Origin of the sequence: Chitinophaga sp. Ak27 (assembly GCF_012726295.1) — a bacterium.
Lineage (GTDB): Bacteria > Bacteroidota > Bacteroidia > Chitinophagales > Chitinophagaceae > Chitinophaga.
This window is the reverse complement of sequence record NZ_JABAOB010000002.1, coordinates 266,021-283,582: the sequence shown is the minus strand read 5'-3', so window position 1 is coordinate 283,582 and position 17,562 is coordinate 266,021. Positions and strand designations below refer to the sequence as shown.

The 17,562-nt window shown below is 48.8% G+C and carries 10 protein-coding genes; 5 read left to right on the top strand and 5 right to left on the bottom strand.

Annotated elements, in window-relative coordinates; genetic code table 11:
• Positions 1-2: 2 nt before the first annotated feature.
• From HGH90_RS09015 to HGH90_RS08995, 5 genes are all read right to left on the bottom strand, one after another.
• Positions 3-767, bottom strand: a complete 765-nt coding sequence (locus tag HGH90_RS09015; protein ID WP_168764318.1) for a hypothetical protein — start codon at positions 765-767, stop codon at positions 3-5.
• Positions 768-773: 6 nt separating this feature from the next.
• Entirely contained in the window at positions 774-1,277 is a 504-nt protein-coding gene (locus HGH90_RS09010) for a hypothetical protein (RefSeq protein WP_168764319.1), read from the bottom strand.
• A gap of 1 nt (position 1,278) precedes the next feature.
• Positions 1,279-2,667 carry a DUF3289 family protein gene (locus tag HGH90_RS09005; protein WP_168764320.1) on the bottom strand — a complete coding sequence of 463 codons (1,389 nt, stop codon included), beginning with the start codon at positions 2,665-2,667 and terminating at the stop codon, positions 1,279-1,281.
• A gap of 43 nt (positions 2,668-2,710) precedes the next feature.
• The gene (locus HGH90_RS09000) at positions 2,711-4,558 is read right to left on the bottom strand and encodes a type VI secretion system Vgr family protein (RefSeq protein ID WP_168764321.1); all 1,848 of its coding nucleotides are present in this window, start codon (positions 4,556-4,558) and stop codon (positions 2,711-2,713) included.
• Positions 4,559-4,773: 215 nt separating this feature from the next.
• Entirely contained in the window at positions 4,774-5,622 is an 849-nt protein-coding gene (locus HGH90_RS08995) for a hypothetical protein (protein WP_168764322.1), read from the bottom strand.
• Positions 5,623-5,806: 184 nt separating this feature from the next.
• Between HGH90_RS08995 and HGH90_RS08990 the strand changes: the two genes are divergently transcribed.
• From HGH90_RS08990 to HGH90_RS08970, 5 genes are all read left to right on the top strand, one after another.
• Entirely contained in the window at positions 5,807-6,382 is a 576-nt protein-coding gene (locus HGH90_RS08990) for a phage tail protein (RefSeq protein ID WP_211092968.1), read from the top strand.
• 13 nt (positions 6,383-6,395) lie between these two features.
• Positions 6,396-6,950 carry a phage tail protein gene (locus HGH90_RS08985; protein WP_168764323.1) on the top strand — a complete coding sequence of 185 codons (555 nt, stop codon included), beginning with the start codon at positions 6,396-6,398 and terminating at the stop codon, positions 6,948-6,950.
• 25 nt (positions 6,951-6,975) lie between these two features.
• Positions 6,976-7,548 carry a phage tail protein gene (locus tag HGH90_RS08980; RefSeq protein WP_168764324.1) on the top strand — a complete coding sequence of 191 codons (573 nt, stop codon included), beginning with the start codon at positions 6,976-6,978 and terminating at the stop codon, positions 7,546-7,548.
• A gap of 18 nt (positions 7,549-7,566) precedes the next feature.
• The gene (locus HGH90_RS08975) at positions 7,567-8,709 is read left to right on the top strand and encodes an ABC transporter substrate-binding protein (RefSeq protein WP_168764325.1); all 1,143 of its coding nucleotides are present in this window, start codon (positions 7,567-7,569) and stop codon (positions 8,707-8,709) included.
• Between the two features lie 88 nt (positions 8,710-8,797).
• Positions 8,798-17,557 carry an MBG domain-containing protein gene (locus HGH90_RS08970; protein WP_169190913.1) on the top strand — a complete coding sequence of 2,920 codons (8,760 nt, stop codon included), beginning with the start codon at positions 8,798-8,800 and terminating at the stop codon, positions 17,555-17,557.
• Positions 17,558-17,562: the final 5 nt, after the last annotated feature.

Here is a 17,562-nt window from a genome sequence, read left to right as displayed (position 1 = left end):
TTTTATTGTTGATGTTCATCGCTGATATTGATGGCGCGCAGGGTAACTTTATAGTTACCCTGTGTCCATACTCCTTCTAATCGTTGTAAAAAACCAGGTGGATGTAATTGTACTGCTTTTATTTCCATATGTCCTTCCGGGGCATCCTGGGCAGGCTGGCCTGTTTGCAGGATTTGTCCGGCAGGGGTTCGTTGTGCTGTGACCAGGAAGTTTACCGGCGGTTCAAAGGGTTGTACCGGGTAAGCGGCGGAGAATGTATTGCGTTGACCGGCGCGCATCAGGGAGCACCAGGTAATGAGCAACAGGTCTTGTTTCACCGCTTCCAAGAAGGCAGCTGGTTGCAACAGCGTTTGTTCCGTAGCGCTGATATAGCTGCGGGCTTCCGCCCCGGTGAAATACTGCAACAGCTGTATTTTTTTCTCCTCCCATCGTTTCACGATCTCCGGGTGATTATAAATACCGGTAATACTACCATCTTCTGCTGTTTGTATTTGCAGCGGCCACATGACGCTACCGCATTGGGCGGCCAGGTCGGAGGCCAGGTGATCGGAGGCTGGTTCGTCATTGACGGTCATTTCCGAGCGGTTCACCTGGAAATAGTCGCTCCCGTTATCACCAACGATCATCCGGCAAATGGTTGTATTGTACCGGAGCGTAGTGATATTTTCGTTCTGGTAAATGGCGGTGACCACATATATATGGGAGGTCTGCAACACCGGTGGCGCTGCTGTTTTACTGAATATTTTGCTTAGAGAAAATAGCCCCATATCCGTTTACTCTGTGCATTTATGTCCGAGGGTATCTACCTGGTGATAGCCAGGCAGGCTTACTTCCAGGGTCCATTGTCCGTGTAACGAATCCTGGGAGCAGCGTTCATAGCGTAATTCTCCCCGGTAGTCGCTCAGCTCCTGGTTAATATCATTATGTGTATCCCAAAAATCTTCCTTTCCCTGCAGATAACTTTCCGTAGCGGCAGATCGGTTGAAGAATTGTATAAAGTAGCGATAATACTGCTTTTCCATGGCGGGCTTGTCAATGGCAGTATCGCACCAGCTGCGCAGCAATTGCCGGAGGCTATCCCTGTTGTTGGGTGTATTTTCTATCAGTGCATATTGGTACAACCCTGGCCTGGCCTGGCCATTTATATTCACGGGCCCTTTACGGGTCAGTTTATTCAATGCCAGGATATGTGGCGCCTGGTGTTGGACAGGTTGCGTACAGGCCCACATACTCAAGAGGAGGATGCCTGCATAGCTATATTTTATCATTCGCTTCATACTATCTTTTACTTTTCCTTTCGGCTGCGCCTTCTGTGATGTTGCCGGTGAATTCCTTTTCAAATTGTACTTTGGTCAGGAAGGGTTTGTACCCTCTCAGGTGTTGTAATATAAACCAGGCACGGAAACCTGCGCCATAGGAGTAAAACTTCTCCATATCTGGTAAATCGAGGCCAAAGTGGTCCCATAGCTGTACTTCGTACTTTGCTTTGTAAGTATTGCCGGTCAACTTAAACGCTGTGAGTGTTACCTTATAGGACCAAACATCGTTGATCGCAATGGTCAATCCGGTAGCCAGGTTATAATCGCGGCTATATGGAAAGGCGGGGTGCCCGTACGGATGTTTACTTTTATATCCTGCTTCATCGCCATAGTACACCTGTTTGTCTTCCATGGCGGTGAGTTCTCCTCCTGCTTTTTTAATCCTGTCGGCCATTTCATCTTCAATGCCTGTACAGAAGCGTTGGGTAGAGGGGTTAGCTACCACCGCTTGGGTGAGTGCTGCATTTTCATATACACCGCCTTTGTTGCTCTGGAAGCGGTCGATCATATTCCGGATATTATCGTTGAGGTCTCCGCGGGCCATGAGTTCCACCATGGCGCGGAAATCCAGGAACAGCATGGAGTCGGACGAGAAGTTAGAGAGCTTCATCAGCGTACCGGTATTCAATACCTGTGCAGTAGTATAAATACCTTTATCACTGGGGTCGGCATTGGCAAATTTGGCATGTTTGGCCGCATCGAAGCCGGTATCGAGATAAGCATTCCGGTAGGCGGCAATATCTGCGGCCGAATACACTGGTTTTTTCCCGTTGCCTTTGCCGTAGGCCATGTCGTTGGCGATATCCAGGCCGGTTTCATTGAGGCCGGGTACCCGGTAAACGTCTACCACCAGGGGGAGATAGATCACTTTGGCGGTAGCTTTTACATTTGGGTCAGCTTTGCGGAAGTAGGCGTATACTGATACTTGCTTATCGACGGTATTGCCTGCTACTGTAATCGTTTTATAGGCAATTCCTTTCTCTGCTTTGGTGGTACCGGATTTAAAGGGAATGATGGTTTTACCGTCGTCGAAGGAAAAGGCCCAGTTGACCAGCATGAGCTGATGGTCGGGTACTGTTTCACTAAACGCGATGGCTTTGAACTCGTGCGTATTACCGTTGATAACGCTGGCAGGGCCGGTTACCTTCAGTACTTTGATGGTAGTAGCGGTATTGAGTACAACGGGGTCATTTTTATGGAAGGTAACGCCTTCCTGTTTTCCAGCCATCCGGATTCTTTTCCCGGAGTTGAGGGAGGTTTCGCCCTGGCTGTTCCAGCGTATATTTTCGCCGTTTTCTGTATATTTTTTACAGATGACGACCATGTTACCGGTCTTATTATCACCCATAGGTTTCAGTTTAAAGATAATGGAAGTGGGTTATTGCAATGGCTTAGAACAATTTGGATTTCTCTGCGCTTTTGATGGCCACCGACTTACCGGAGTTGATGGTCATCTCTTCTTTGGAGCTGTCGACTTTCATTTCTTCTGCTGTTTTCTCAATTTTCCGGGCCTGTACGTCCATATTTTCCGTTGCTATTTTAGTGATATTGGTAGCAGTGAGGCGGTAATCATTCACAGAAAAGTGACTGATAGAATCGCCTGCATTGTGCAATATATTTACGCCGGCGGAGTGGCTCATGTTCATTCCGGCGGCTTGTGTCATATTGAAGCCGGCATTGACATCAATATTTTCATTGGCCTGTATACTGATGTTGGTGGCTTTGATACTGATGTTTTCCGGTGCGGTGATAGAAATGCTGCTGGTGCTGGTATCCATGACTATCACATTTCCTGATTTATCGGAGATGGTGATGGACTCTTGTCCGCTGCTGTCGTCGAGGCGGAAGGTGTGGCCGCTGCGGGTTTTGATTACTTTTACGTTATTCTGTGCATCGCCGAAGCCGGCTTTTGCGCCGCCGTTGTAGGCAGCGCCGGTAGCGTAAGGTGCTTCTGCGTTGCCGCCTTCAAAATCTACCCATACTTCCTCTCCTACTTCGGGCACGAAATAAAATCCCTTATCGCCGCCACCATGGGGCTGGAGCAGGCGTATCCAGGGCGTGGAGCCGGTTTGCCAGTTAAAGCGAACGCGTATACGTCCCAGTCCTTTGGGATCGTAGTTATCGGTAACGATGGCGCTTTGTGCTTCACAGCGGGGAATATTTTCCAGGTTTACCGGGGGAGCAGCGGCTTCCGCGGGCATAGCGTCGAAAGTATTGCTATATTCGCCGTTGCCATTACAATGATGTTCGAGGGCAGTGATGACAAATTCGCCATGATCTTCTCTCGAAAAAACATTTTCCTGGATACTGACGATATCCCCTATACGCAGGCCGGTGTTTTTACTATGTCCTTTCAGTTGTACCATCCGGGCCATCTGGCCTTGTTGCTGGCGTTTGGTGAGCGATTGTAATTCTTCAGCGGCATTGCTGCTGAAGGCGAAAGGTACTTTATAGAGTGCCGGCTTCTGGTACAGCTTTTCGCTCATGGCCTGTGCATGTTGCGTATAAGCACCAGTGTTGCCGGCAGATTTGGCGTTGGTGCTGTCTTCCACGGTTTTATTCTGGCGGTATTCCCATCCGTTCATCGACTGGTTATTAGGTAATACCCGCAGTTCCAGGTCGAAATCGATCAGGTCTACCTGGTGTACCAGGTTAATCTTGCGGGGAGTGTATTGGCCGAAGATGATTTGTTGACCGTTATAGAAGAACCATTCCCCGTAGCGTTCAGATAGACGGCGCAGGAACTGGTAGCCTGTTTCCTTATATTGTACGATGTATTTAAGTGGTTTACTGGTAGCGGGATTTACTTCCGGGCGGGAGCCGGAGGCGCTGCCTGTTTTAAGCACGGTGTTAACGATGCTTCCCAGTTCCTGGCGTTCGTACGACTGGATATGCGGGTTGCCGTCGAGCAATACGGTAGGGCCGGTAGCCCGTATAACGCAGCTGCCATTGATGCCATCACTTTCTTTACCGGAGCTGACAGCGGTAACGATGCCGTTAAACAAGAGCGGTTTAAAATCGCCGCTTTTGTCGATGGCTTGTACAGATACGGTAACATCCTTGCCCAAGAAAGATTTGCCGGCGGCAATTGGATTCCTGCCTAAGCGGGATAACCAGTCGTAACCGATTTTCAGCTCCAGTGAATGGTGGCCGTCCATCGTTTGCTGCAGCGACAGGGCATGAAATTGCTTGAATTGTTCTTCTCCGATAGATACGTTAGTTAGCGTGTATAAGGCCATTAGTTTAAAATTGATATGGTGAGGCGGTTAACATTGCCTGTTTATGGTTACAAACTAAAGCGGGAAGTTATACAAAAATTTTGAAATTGTGTGGAAACCCAATATGAATTCTTCGTAAGCGGGAATACAAAACATTAGTAAAAAGGTTAACATAACAATAAGGGCCTGGCTTTCTTATAAAGAAGGCCAGGCCCTTATTAACGGATACGTATATCTTAAGCCATGATGCTGCCTGGTTGGATACCGCAGCCCTGGCGTTCTTCATTGAACATCATTTTCATTTTTCCTACCATATTGCCATTCCATCCTGCCTGGCTGAGATATACTTCCCGGTCCTGGAGGTTGCGGCATACCATGGTAGATGCCAGTATTTTTTTCTGATGGCCGCCGATGACGAAATCGATATGCCTGGTATCGGTGGCCATGTTATGGTTATCGGTGATGGTATCGGGTTGCTTATATCCGAGGTGAGAAAGGCAGATAACCACCTGGCAGCCGTAATCTTTTTTGAGCATGGCGGCAACGGCATCGGCGGCGGGTACCGGTGGCAAACAGGTTACCCCGTTGCAGCCGGGCAGTTGGGGGCCAACACCGGTGATGCCGATTTTTAACGCGCCCACATATACGATTTTATAAGGCTGCACTTTTTGCGCGAGCGCTTTATCTGTAAAACGGTAATTGCAGTTGACCAATGCAAAGTGCATATGCGGAATGAGTGCTGCCAGGGCGGCCGTGCCTCCGGCCAGTTCCCGGTTGCCAATAGTAGCCGCCTGGTAACCAGCTGCATTCATGGCCTGGATCATTTTCATATGTGCCTGCACGTTAGCCGTATCATCTAAGAAATCTCCTGCGTCCAGCAACAATCCTGGCCTGCTTTCTGGCAGTAGGGCAGTTAATTGTCCGTGTTGGTCATTGGTATGCCAGATCAAAAGTTCCCGGTTATCTCCCGGCAGGTAAGTAGCATTTTCAGTAACTGCAGCCAGTGATCTGAATGGATTTTGCAGTAACAGTACACCTGTTGCCAGCGACGCATTGCGTAAAAAGGACCGACGATGATGATTCATAAGGTAAAGGGGGTTCGTAAAAGTGAAACGAAGATAGGTAGTTATACGCAAAATGAAAAAATTCAAAATAATTTACGCTGGAAAAGAATTTTAGCTATACTTTTACGCAAAATTTTTAGCTATACCTTATTGAAATCTTCGGGACAGCGCTTTATTTATTATCCCTGCAAATACTGAATCACTAATGGCCGGTAGTATTGACGAATCATTTCTATCAGAAATAACCATCATTGCCTTTAATTTTGCCCCTAAAGGTTTTGCATTTTGTAATGGGCAAACACTGCCTATCAACCAGAACCAGGCGCTATTTGCTCTCCTTGGTACCACCTATGGAGGAAATGGCCAAACTACTTTTATGCTTCCTGACCTGAGGGGACGAATTCCTATTCATACAGGACAGGGTCATACATTGGGGGAGGTATCTGGTAATAGCGCTCCTATCCTTTCGGCGTCGAACTTACCTGATCACACACATAATATACAGGCCACTATCACGCTTCCGACAGGGACTGATGCCACCGCAACTTCGCCACAGGGCGCCTTTCCGGCGCCGGCGCCAGCAGGAAGTCCCCGATATGCATCGCAGGCCGATGACCAAATGGCGGTGGCCAATCAGGATATTTTGTTGGCAGACCGGTTGTCCAAGGGGCCTTTAATGACAGAGAACAATTCGGGCTCACAACCATACTACAATGTGATGCCTTACCTGGTACTGAATTTTATTATCGCGCTTCAAGGCGTATTTCCATCTCAAAACTAAAGTTGCATTCAGTATGTCAGCATTGAATCCCTTCGTGGCAGAAATTATTATGACACCGTTTAATTTTTCGCCCAAAGGTTTTGCATTTTGTAACGGCCAATTAATGCCTATTTCCCAGAATACGGCCTTGTTTTCCTTGCTCGGCACCACTTATGGCGGAGATGGGAAAAGTACATTCGGATTACCAAACCTTATGGGGAGAGTACCTATAGGCGCAGGACAAGGCCAGGGATTATCGCAATATGACCTGGGAGAGATCGGAGGTCTGGAACAGGTAACCTTAACCAATGCGCAGCTACCGCCTCATATACATACCATTAAAACCAGGGAATTATCATTTCCTGCCGGCGCAGCTAATAACAGCTACAATCCGCTGGGCAATTATATGGGTGCAGCGGCGAGCACACCGTTGTATGCAACCAGTGCAGGTAGCGGCAGTATCCCGGTAAAAGCCAACATACAGGCGGCCCCTTTTCATCCGGCCAATGACCCGGTAAATAATATGCAGCCGTACCTGACTCTTAACTTTTCTATTTCTTTGCAGGGCGTATTTCCTGCGCGACAATAAAAACTGACCTTAATCTTTACCAGCGATGCCTCTTTTAGGAGAAATAAAAATCTTTGCCGGCAATTTCGCCCCCGTAGGATGGGCATTTTGTGATGGATCTCTTTTACCAATATCAGAAAACGATACACTTTACAACTTAATCGGTACCGCTTTTGGGGGCGACGGACAGCAAACATTTGCGTTGCCGAATCTCCAGTCGAGAGTACCGATGCATCAGGACGCTGGACACTTATTTGCCGACGCGGGAGGAAGTGAGTCTGTAATATTGATGAGTAACCACGTACCCGCGCACTCGCATCCGGTAACAATATCAGCGTTCATCCCCGCACTTGGAGAAAATCCTGGCCCTTTATTGTCACCCGACAACAATTACCCTGCTGTAACTGCAGGTAATATGGTGTACAGTACAACCACCCAGGGCGACCGCCTGAAGCCACTGACAGTTGCGCCTATTACACCTCCGGATGTAAATAACAATACTTTTATGATGACGGTGCAACCATCCGCCTGGGCTGGGCAGCCAAAAGAAAACAGGCAACCATACCTGGCGGTGAACTTTATTATTTCCCTTTTTGGCGAATATCCGGTACCTGGATAATGGGAGCTAAATAAACATATGAAAATAGGAGCACTTTTACCTAAATCCACTTTTTATCCATTACTACACCACAACCTGCTAAAAGGCGTGCAGGCTTATCTTCATTACCGGCAGATCAACGCCGAAATAGTGACGGCCAATATCGGCTACGGAGTGGATGCTGACCTGATGTTACAACAGGCAGAAACGATGCTGTTGGAAAACGGAGCTGACGTACTATTGTTATATGCAGACCAGGCGGCGGTAGAAAAAATTGCCCAACTCGCCAGGTCTTTAAACAAACTGGTGTTGCTAATGCATAGTGGCGCCAAATATATGCATGCCTGGGAGCCTCACCCCGCAGTATTATCCAATACACTCAACCATACCATCCATTGCCGGCTTACCGGGCTGTATGCAGCAGGCAACGCAGCTGATGCTGCTGTTTGCACCTCGTTCTACGATGCAGGATATGCACACACGCATGCGTTGGTGCAACCATACTCGGATAGCGGCGGCAGCGTACAGTATAACTTCGTAAGCCAGTATATCCTGAAAGATTTCAACATTGCTCCCCTTACGGATTTCCTGCATGCTAACCCGCAGGTACAAACGCTATTGGCGCTTTTCAACGGGGACCTTGCACATTATTTCCTGCAACAGTTACAGCAGTTAACACTGGCGCCGCAACTACAAATATTTGCCAGCCCAATGTTGCTCGATGAAACATTAACCAGTGTACATGGCGAATTAACCGTTCCCTTTCCTATAAGGGGTTATGTGCCCTGGGTTTCATCGCTTCCTCATAAGGCCAATCAACTCTTGAAGGTACAATTTGAACAATATAGTGGACGTGCTGTTTCCCTCGACAGCATGCATGGCTGGGAAACCGGCATCATCCTGGAGCATATTTTCAATACCGCTGCCGGTCATCAATTTCAGGCAAAAAAAATACTGGCCGCTTTAGCAGATATTACAATCGATAGTCCACGCGGGCCCCTGCGCATGGACATCGCCACCCATCATATGATCGCTCCTTCCTGGCTGGTGGAGACAAGTGAAAACCTGGAACCGGTTATCATTGGTGAAAACGTGGACACATTACAGGTGTGGCAGGATGTAGTGAGAGAGCAGCCCGCCGGGATAGCCTCCGGCTGGATTAATACATATCTCTGCGCGTAGTATAAACAGCGTCTTGTAGAATCATTTTTTTCGTCCTGGAATACGGGATGTAACAAACATATTTCTTATACCTAGACCTCGCCCCTATATGAAGGCAATGTTACGCAAGGCTTTAACAGGCCTGTTACTATTTATCGGTATTACTACCTCCCTGAAGGCGCAAACAATCGGCGCCGGTGACCTGGTATTCACCGGGATCAATAGCTTTGATGATAATAACACCGGCTCCACACAGAATGATATGTTTTCATTTGTGTTACTCCGCGACTGTCCGGCTAACACCGTCATTTACTTTACGGACCTTGGCTGGACGGGGACGGGGTTCCAGTCAACCACCTGCTCAGCCGGCAATGGTTCCCAAACGGATGGTGTCATCCAATGGAATTCCGGTAGTTCGGTGATCCGGGCAGGACAACAAATTATTGTTTCTTGCAAATATGCCCCGCTAACAGCCAGCACCGGTACGATAACTGCCATTACTGCTACCCTGGCATCTGCCGGCAAGTATGTAAGTCTCGGGCTGGGAGGCGACCAACTTTTTGCTTTTACCGGCTCCGTTAATAACCCGACACTCATTGCCGGTATTAATATCAACCGGAAAGTATGGGATAGCACCCTGGGCTCGTGCGACTTCACCTCTTCTCAATCAACGCAACCTGCTACCACGGCCGTACTTAATTTCCCCAGTATGAATGCTGTGAATGGCCGTTATAACTGTTTGAAGCTGGCCGGCACCCCCAAAACACTTCGCACACTCTTACAGGATACCACCAACTGGGTACTTAACAATACTTTCGCGACACCGGTGCCTGATTCTGCCAACCTGAAAAAGATGCCTCCCTGTAACCTGACTGTCGCCAATCCCGATGCAAATGGCATTCTATATGTCAATAACAATACGGGCATTTCCCATGGAGATGGAAGCAGCTGGAGCGTTCCGCTGGCCGAACTACGCGACGCACTTGCTGTGGCCGCCGATCCTTCCAACGGCGTTACCCAGATATGGGTAGCAAACGGTGTCTACAAACCAACAGCCACTGCAGATAATAGCATATCCTTTGTGCTTCCCGGCGCATTGAAATTGTACGGCGGGTTTATTGGCTCAGAAACATCCATTAACCTGCGAAGTTTGAGCGCTAATCGCACTATTCTAAGCGGTGACCTTGGCGGCGACGATATCGTAAACGCCAACAAAGTTACGCTCAACGCCGGCAATATCCGGGGGACAAATAGTCAACACGTGATCGTTGCCAGCGATAATACCACTGAAACATTAATAGATGGTTTTATTATTACCGCCGGGGATGCCTCCAATAATGGCGGAGGTATCAATAACAGTAATGCAAAACTGAACATTCAGCATACTGCCTTTTATGGCAACCGCAGCGCAATGTATGGAGGCGGCATTTATGTATCCAACACGACCAAAATCAGTAATAGTATTTTCTTCGGCAACTACAGCACTTACCAGGGTAGCGCTATCAGCGACTTCGGCGGCGCACAGCTCACCAATGTTACTATCAGTGGGAATACGGCCAGCAATGACTATGCGGTATATAATCCCAGTGGCTCGACTACTGTCTATAACAGTATTATTTCCGGCAATACGCCAGGTAGCAACGGATCGCAAATATCGTCTATCCCAGCATTCCAGTTTAACTACAACATTGTAGGAAACAGCTTTTACACCAATTACAATACGTTTAAAACAATTGACCCGGTAACATTTGTGAACGCCGCCCAGGGCAATCTGCATCTTACCAGCGCCAATTTTGCCATTAACAGCGGCGATCCGCAAACGAACCAAGCTTCGTACCCCGTACAGGCGGGAACATTGGATTTAGATGGTATCATCCGTATCATTAACCCCATCATTGACCTCGGGGCGTATGAGTATATCGCAGCAACACAAAACATTAGTTTCCCGTTAATATCGCCTGTTACCTATGGTGACCCGGATATTGCGCCCGGTGCTACCACCAATGGCGATACCACCATCATTTATTCCTCCAACAATACCGCAGTAGCCGATACCGTAAACGGAAAGATCCGGATCAAAGGAGCAGGTACCGCGCAAATCACTGCCAACGCCCCCTATACGCGGGCCTACCTGGCAGCTACGCCGCAGACCCGCACCCTGACGGTGAATAAAAAAGCACTGACGGTGAACGTGCGGGATACAAGCCGCCCTTACGGCATGGCCAACCCCGACCCGGTTTTCCTTTATAATAGTTTTGCCTACAACGACGATAGCACTGCCGCTATCAAAGGCATTATCACCGCCACCTACGGCGCCAATATTAACAGTGGTGTAGGTACTTACGCCATTACACCAAATGTAAGCGCTGCAATAGCCGCCAACTACACACTATCGGCCGGAACCGGAACCTTAACAATTACGCAGGCGCCGCAAACCATTACCTTCGGCGCCCTGTCCAGCAAAACATATGGCGACCCTGCATTTGCCCTGACCGCCAGTGTTAACAGCAGCTTATCGGTAGTATACACTGTAACCTCCGGTCCGGCTACGCTCAGCGGCAATATGCTTACCATTACCGGCGCAGGTGATGTAACCATTACCGCCAGTCAGCCGGGAGATGCCAACCATATTGCTGCCACACCGGTGTCGCAAACATTTACCGTTGCCAAGGCTACGCTGAGGGTTACAGCAAACAACAAAACCAGGTCCTATAACCAGGCCAATCCAACCCTGGACTACTTCGTAACCGGCTTCGTAAATGGTGAGGACAGCAGCAGCGTACTTAGTGGTACGGCGACGCTCTCCGTGAATGCGGATAACAACAGCGCACCTGGCGATTATCCTATCGTAGTCGCTCAAAACACGCTGAGTGCCGCAAATTACAGCTTCAACCTCACCAATGGAACGCTGACCATTAACAAGGCTTCTCAAACCATAACCTTCCCTTCTATTGCCGACAAAGTATACGGAGCAGCGCCTTTCGCGCCGGGAGCTACGTGCGATGGAGAAACAGATATTACCTATACCGTTACAGGTCCGGCTGCAATGAACAATGGCCTGCTGACTATTACCGGCGTTGGCACCGTGACCGTTACCGCCAAACAAACCGGTAGCAGCAACTACCTGGCAGCCACACCGGTACAGCAAACATTTACCGTAAATAAAGCGCCGCTGGTGATCAAGGCAGACCATCAACAACGGTTGTACGGACAAAACAATCCTACGCTTACCTATTCTGTTACCGGGTTGGTTAACAACGAAGACCAAAGCGTGATAACAGGTACGGTTACACTGAACACCACTGCCGTACTTAACAGTTCGCCAGGCGACTACCCTATTACGGTAAGCGGTACCTACGCGGCTACCAATTATAATATCTCTACTACTGATAACCTGTTAACAATAAACATTGCGCCGCAAACGATCAACTTCCCGGGTATACCGGACAAAACATATGGCGACCAACCTTTTACCGCCAGCGCTACCAGTGATGCAGGACTATCCGTTAGCTACGCTGTTGTCAGCGGCCCTGCTACGGTAAGCGGTAATACCATCACGATTACCGGTAATGGTACGGTGACCATTGCTGCCAACCAGGCAGGAAATGGTAACTATTCCGGCGCTTCACAGGTAACACAGTCGTTCCTCGTAAAGAAGGCAACACTCACCATTACCGCCAACAACAAATCGAAGGCTTACCTGCAGCCGAATCCAACATTGGATTACACGGCTACCGGGTTTGTAAATAATGAAGATATCAGCGTAGTAAGCGGCACCATTGATGTGAGCACCACCGCAGATAACAACAGCGTACCGAACAACTACCCGATTACACTGGCGTCCCAGGGTGCCAACGCCATCAACTACGATATCAACTTGGTAAATGGTACGCTCACCGTTACACCGGCTACGCAAACCATCACCTTTAATGCTTTATCCAATAAAACATATGGCGATGCAGACTTTACATTGAACGCCAGCAGTAACAGTGGTTTAGGTATTAGCTACACTGTTGTCAGCGGGCCTGCTACCATCAGCGGCAATACCGTTACTATTACCGGAGCTGGCAATGTAATCATTGCCGCCGACCAGGCTGGCGATACCCGCTACCAGGCCGCTCCGCAGGTAACACAAAGCTTCACCGTAGCCAAAGCCCTGCTGACTGTTACCGCCAATAATAAGTCAAAAGTATACTTACAACCTAACCCGGCACTGGATTATACGATTACCGGGTTTGTGAAAAACGAGAATAACAGCGTGGTAAGCGATACCGCCGCCATCAGTACCACAGCCGATGCCAACAGCACCGTGGGCAATTACCCCATTACGGTGACCACCGGCAACATCAGCGCCACCAATTACGACTTCACCTTTGTAAATGGTACCCTGAGCGTAACACCTGCTTCACAGGCGATCACGTTTACAGCCATCCCAGATAAAACGTATGGTGATGCTGCCTTTGCGGTGACTGCCACCAGCGATGCAGGTTTATCGGTCACTTACAGCGTTCAAAGTGGACCGGCTACTATTAGTGGGAATACTGTAACTATTACTGGTGCGGGCAACGTGACCATTGCCGCCGACCAGCCAGGCAACAGTAACTACAATGCTGCTACAACAGCCACCAGGACATTTACGGTTAATAAAGCAATGCTCACCGTAACTGCCAATAACAAATCCAGGGCATACGGACAAGCAAATCCTAACCTGGATTACTCCATAGCCGGCTTCGTAAATAGTGAAGATAGCAGCAGCGTGATCGCTGGCATTGCTGGCATCAGCACCACCGCAGATATCAACAGTATACCCAACAACTACCCGATTACGATAGGCGTTGGCGGGTTAACAGCTGCTAACTATGGTTTTCAGTTTACAGGCGCCACCCTCACCGTTACTACCGCTACCCAGGCAATCACCTTCAACGCACTTGCCAACAAAACTTATGGCGATGCAGACTTTACACTAAGCGCCAGCAGTAACAGCGGCCTGGCAGTTACCTATTCAGTGGTCAGCGGGCCAGCTACTATTAATGGTAACACCGTTACCATTACCGGTGCTGGTAATGTAACTATTGCTGCTGACCAGGCAGGCGACAACCGCTACCAGGCAGCCGCACAGGTAACGCAAAGCTTCATTGTTAGCAAAGCGATGCTGACCGTGACGGCTAACAATAAATCGAAAATTTACTTACAGCCTAATCCGGCGCTGGATTATACGATCACCGGGTTTGTGAAAAATGAAAATACCAGTGTGGTGACTGGCAGTGCAAGCATCATCACTACAGCGGATATCAATAGCGTTGTAGGCACTTACCCGATCACTGTTACAACCGGCAATATCAGTGCTGCCAACTACGATTTCACTTTTGTAAATGGTACGCTGAACGTAACACCGGCTTCACAAACTATTACGTTCACCGCTATACCCAATAAAACATATGGCGATGCTGCCTTTACCGTTAACGCTACCAGCGATGCCGGATTACCGGTAAGCTACAGCGTTCAAAGCGGCCCGGCTACCATTAGCGGTAACACCGTTACCATCACCGGTACGGGCAATGTCACCATTGCTGCTAACCAGGCAGGTAATAGCAACTACCCTGCTGCCAGCACGGTTACACAAAGCTTCACTGTTAGTAAAGCGATGCTTATGGTAACAGCACATAACAAATCCAGGGCTTACGCGCAACCTAATCCTGCCTTCGATTACGTGGTGACCGGATTTGTAAACAATGAAGACAGCAGCCATGTAATCTCCGGTATTGCTGCTACCAGCACTACTGCAGATGTTAACAGTGTGCCGAATACTTACCCGATTACCGTAGGTATTGGCGGGCTGACAGCTGCTAACTATGACTTCCAGTTTACCGGTGCTACGCTCACGGTAACACCGGCTACACAAACCATCACTTTCAACGCCCTTACTAATAAAACGTATGGCGATGCTGACTTTACACTAAGCGCCAGCAGTAACAGCGGCCTGGCAGTTACCTATTCAGTGGTCAGCGGGCCGGCTACTATTAATGGTAACACCGTTACCATTACCGGTGCTGGTAACGTAACTATTGCTGCTGACCAGGCAGGCGACAACCGCTACCAGGCAGCCGCACAGGTAACGCAAAGCTTCATTGTTAGCAAAGCGATGCTGACCGTGACGGCTAACAATAAATCGAAAATTTACTTACAGCCTAATCCGGCGCTGGATTATACGATCACCGGGTTTGTGAAAAATGAAAATACCAGTGTGGTGACTGGCAGTGCAAGCATCATCACTACAGCGGATATCAATAGCGTTGTAGGCACTTACCCGATCACTGTTACAACCGGCAATATCAGTGCTGCCAACTACGATTTCACTTTTGTAAATGGTACGCTGAACGTAACACCGGCTTCACAAACTATTACGTTCACCGCTATACCCAATAAAACATATGGCGATGCTGCCTTTACCGTTAACGCTACCAGCGATGCCGGATTACCGGTAAGCTACAGCGTTCAAAGCGGCCCGGCTACCATTAGCGGTAACACCGTTACCATCACCGGTACGGGCAATGTCACCATTGCTGCTAACCAGGCAGGTAATAGCAACTACCCTGCTGCCAGCACGGTTACACAAAGCTTCACTGTTAGTAAAGCGATGCTTATGGTAACAGCACATAACAAATTCAGGGCTTACGCGCAACCTAATCCTGCCTTCGATTACGTGGTGACCGGATTTGTAAACAATGAAGACAGCAGCCATGTAATCTCCGGTATTGCTGCTACCAGCACTACTGCAGATGTTAACAGTGTGCCGAATACTTACCCGATTACCGTAGGCATTGGCGGGCTGACAGCTGCTAACTATGACTTCCAGTTTACCGGTGCTACGCTCACGGTAACACCGGCTACACAAACCATCACTTTCAACGCTCTTACTAATAAAACGTATGGCGATGCTGACTTTACACTAAGCGCCAGCAGTAACAGCGGCCTGGCAGTTACCTATTCAGTGGTCAGCGGGCCAGCTACTATTAATGGTAACACCGTTACCATTACCGGTGCTGGTAACGTAACTATTGCTGCTGACCAGGCAGGCGACAACCGCTACCAGGCAGCCGCACAGGTAATGCAAAGCTTTAACATCTCTAAAGCGATGCTGACCGTAACGGCTAACAATAAATCGAAGATTTACTTACAGCCTAATCCGGCACTGGATTATGCGATCACCGGGTTTGTGAAAAATGAAGACATTAGTGTAGTCAGCAATCATGCTGCCATCAGCACCATCGCTGATATAAACAGCATCATAGGCACTTATCCGATAACGGTAACTGCCAGCAATATCAGCGCAGCCAACTACGATTTCACTTTTGTAAATGGTACACTGAACGTAACACCGGCTTCACAAACTATTACATTCACCGCTATACCGAATAAAACATATGGCGATGCTGCATTTACTATTAACGCCACCAGCGATGCAGGATTACCGGTAAGCTACAGTATTCAAAGCGGCCCGGCTACCATCAATGGGAATACCGTTACCATCACCGGCGCCGGTACCATTGCCATTACCGCGAGTCAGGCTGGTAACAGCAATTACAGTGCAGCTATGCCTGTAACCCAAACATTGCAGGTAGCTAAAGCGGCATTAGCTGTGAAAGCCAGCGATGATACCCGGGTATACACTGGCACAGCGTACACCGGCGGCAACGGCGTGAGCTACAGCGGTTTTGTTAACGGCGACGATGCGACCAAACTTAATGGCAGCGTGTCTTACACCGGCAGTTCACAATCGGCCATCGATGCCGGCAGCTATGTCATCGCACCAACAGGACTCAGCAGCAATAACTACGACATCGGCTTTGCAAATGGTCAATTGGTGATTACGCGGGCTACCCAGCAAATTACGTTCAATAGTCCCGGCGATAAAAACCAGGGTGATCCTGATTTCACGCTTACTGCTTCGAGCAGCTCTGGATTGCCGGTAACATTCAGCAGCGATGCTGCTAATGTGATCAACGTAACCGGTAATACCGCGAAAGTAGGTGTAGCGGGTATGGCGCATATCACGGCTACGCAGGCAGGTAATAACAACTATGAACCGGCTACCGCTGTGGTACAAACCATTAACGTAACTGCTTACAGCGAGCCGGTTATTACGGCTAACGGGGATATTGTCTTCTGTGAAGGCCGCAGCGTTACCCTGCAATCCAGTGCAGCACCGGCATACGAGTGGTATCTCAACAATGTAAAAATAGCCGGGGCCAACAGCCAGTCGCTCATCGTGAAAGAAAGTGGTAATTATTCCGTGAAGGCGATATACAGCAGCAACTATCAGCTCAGCTCTACAGCGCTGCAGGTGACCGTCCATCCGTTACCGGCAGGCAATGTACAGGCCAATGGCAATACCACGATCAGCAAGGGAGCAACCATCAGGCTGGTAGCTTCCGGCGGCAGCAATTACAGCTGGGAACCGGCAACGGGACTTAACAACCCTGCCATTGCGGCACCGATGGCCCGTCCGGCGGAAACCACTACTTACCAGGTGACTATCAGCAATGCCTTTGGTTGCAGTGTTACCCGTGATATTACCATCACGGTAAAAGAAGACTATAAACTGGAAGCCAATAATATTATCACGCCTAACGGCGATGGCAAGAACGATACGTGGATCGTAAAAAATATTGATATGTATCCACAAAATGAAGTGAAGGTATTTGATCGTGCGGGCCGCCTGGTATTCCAGCAACATGGTTATACAAACAATTGGAATGCTACTGTTAACGGGCAACCGCTGGCAGAAGGCACCTATTACTATATAATAGACCTGGGCGATAATAAACCACAATTCAAAGGCTTTATCACTGTCATCCATCAAAATTAATTGAA

What these genes read in the sequence shown, in the direction of transcription:
- HGH90_RS09015 (WP_168764318.1), bottom strand. Translation starts at nt 767, where the DNA reads ATGGGGCTATTTTCTCTAAGCAAAATATTCAGTAAAACAGCAGCGCCA.
- HGH90_RS09010 (WP_168764319.1), bottom strand. Translation starts at nt 1,277, where the DNA reads ATGAAGCGAATGATAAAATATAGCTATGCAGGCATCCTCCTCTTGAGT.
- HGH90_RS09005 (WP_168764320.1), bottom strand. Translation starts at nt 2,667, where the DNA reads ATGGGTGATAATAAGACCGGTAACATGGTCGTCATCTGTAAAAAATAT.
- HGH90_RS09000 (WP_168764321.1), bottom strand. Translation starts at nt 4,558, where the DNA reads ATGGCCTTATACACGCTAACTAACGTATCTATCGGAGAAGAACAATTC.
- HGH90_RS08995 (WP_168764322.1), bottom strand. Translation starts at nt 5,622, where the DNA reads ATGAATCATCATCGTCGGTCCTTTTTACGCAATGCGTCGCTGGCAACA.
- HGH90_RS08990 (WP_211092968.1), top strand. Translation starts at nt 5,807, where the DNA reads ATGGCCGGTAGTATTGACGAATCATTTCTATCAGAAATAACCATCATT.
- HGH90_RS08985 (WP_168764323.1), top strand. Translation starts at nt 6,396, where the DNA reads ATGTCAGCATTGAATCCCTTCGTGGCAGAAATTATTATGACACCGTTT.
- HGH90_RS08980 (WP_168764324.1), top strand. Translation starts at nt 6,976, where the DNA reads ATGCCTCTTTTAGGAGAAATAAAAATCTTTGCCGGCAATTTCGCCCCC.
- HGH90_RS08975 (WP_168764325.1), top strand. Translation starts at nt 7,567, where the DNA reads ATGAAAATAGGAGCACTTTTACCTAAATCCACTTTTTATCCATTACTA.
- HGH90_RS08970 (WP_169190913.1), top strand. Translation starts at nt 8,798, where the DNA reads ATGAAGGCAATGTTACGCAAGGCTTTAACAGGCCTGTTACTATTTATC.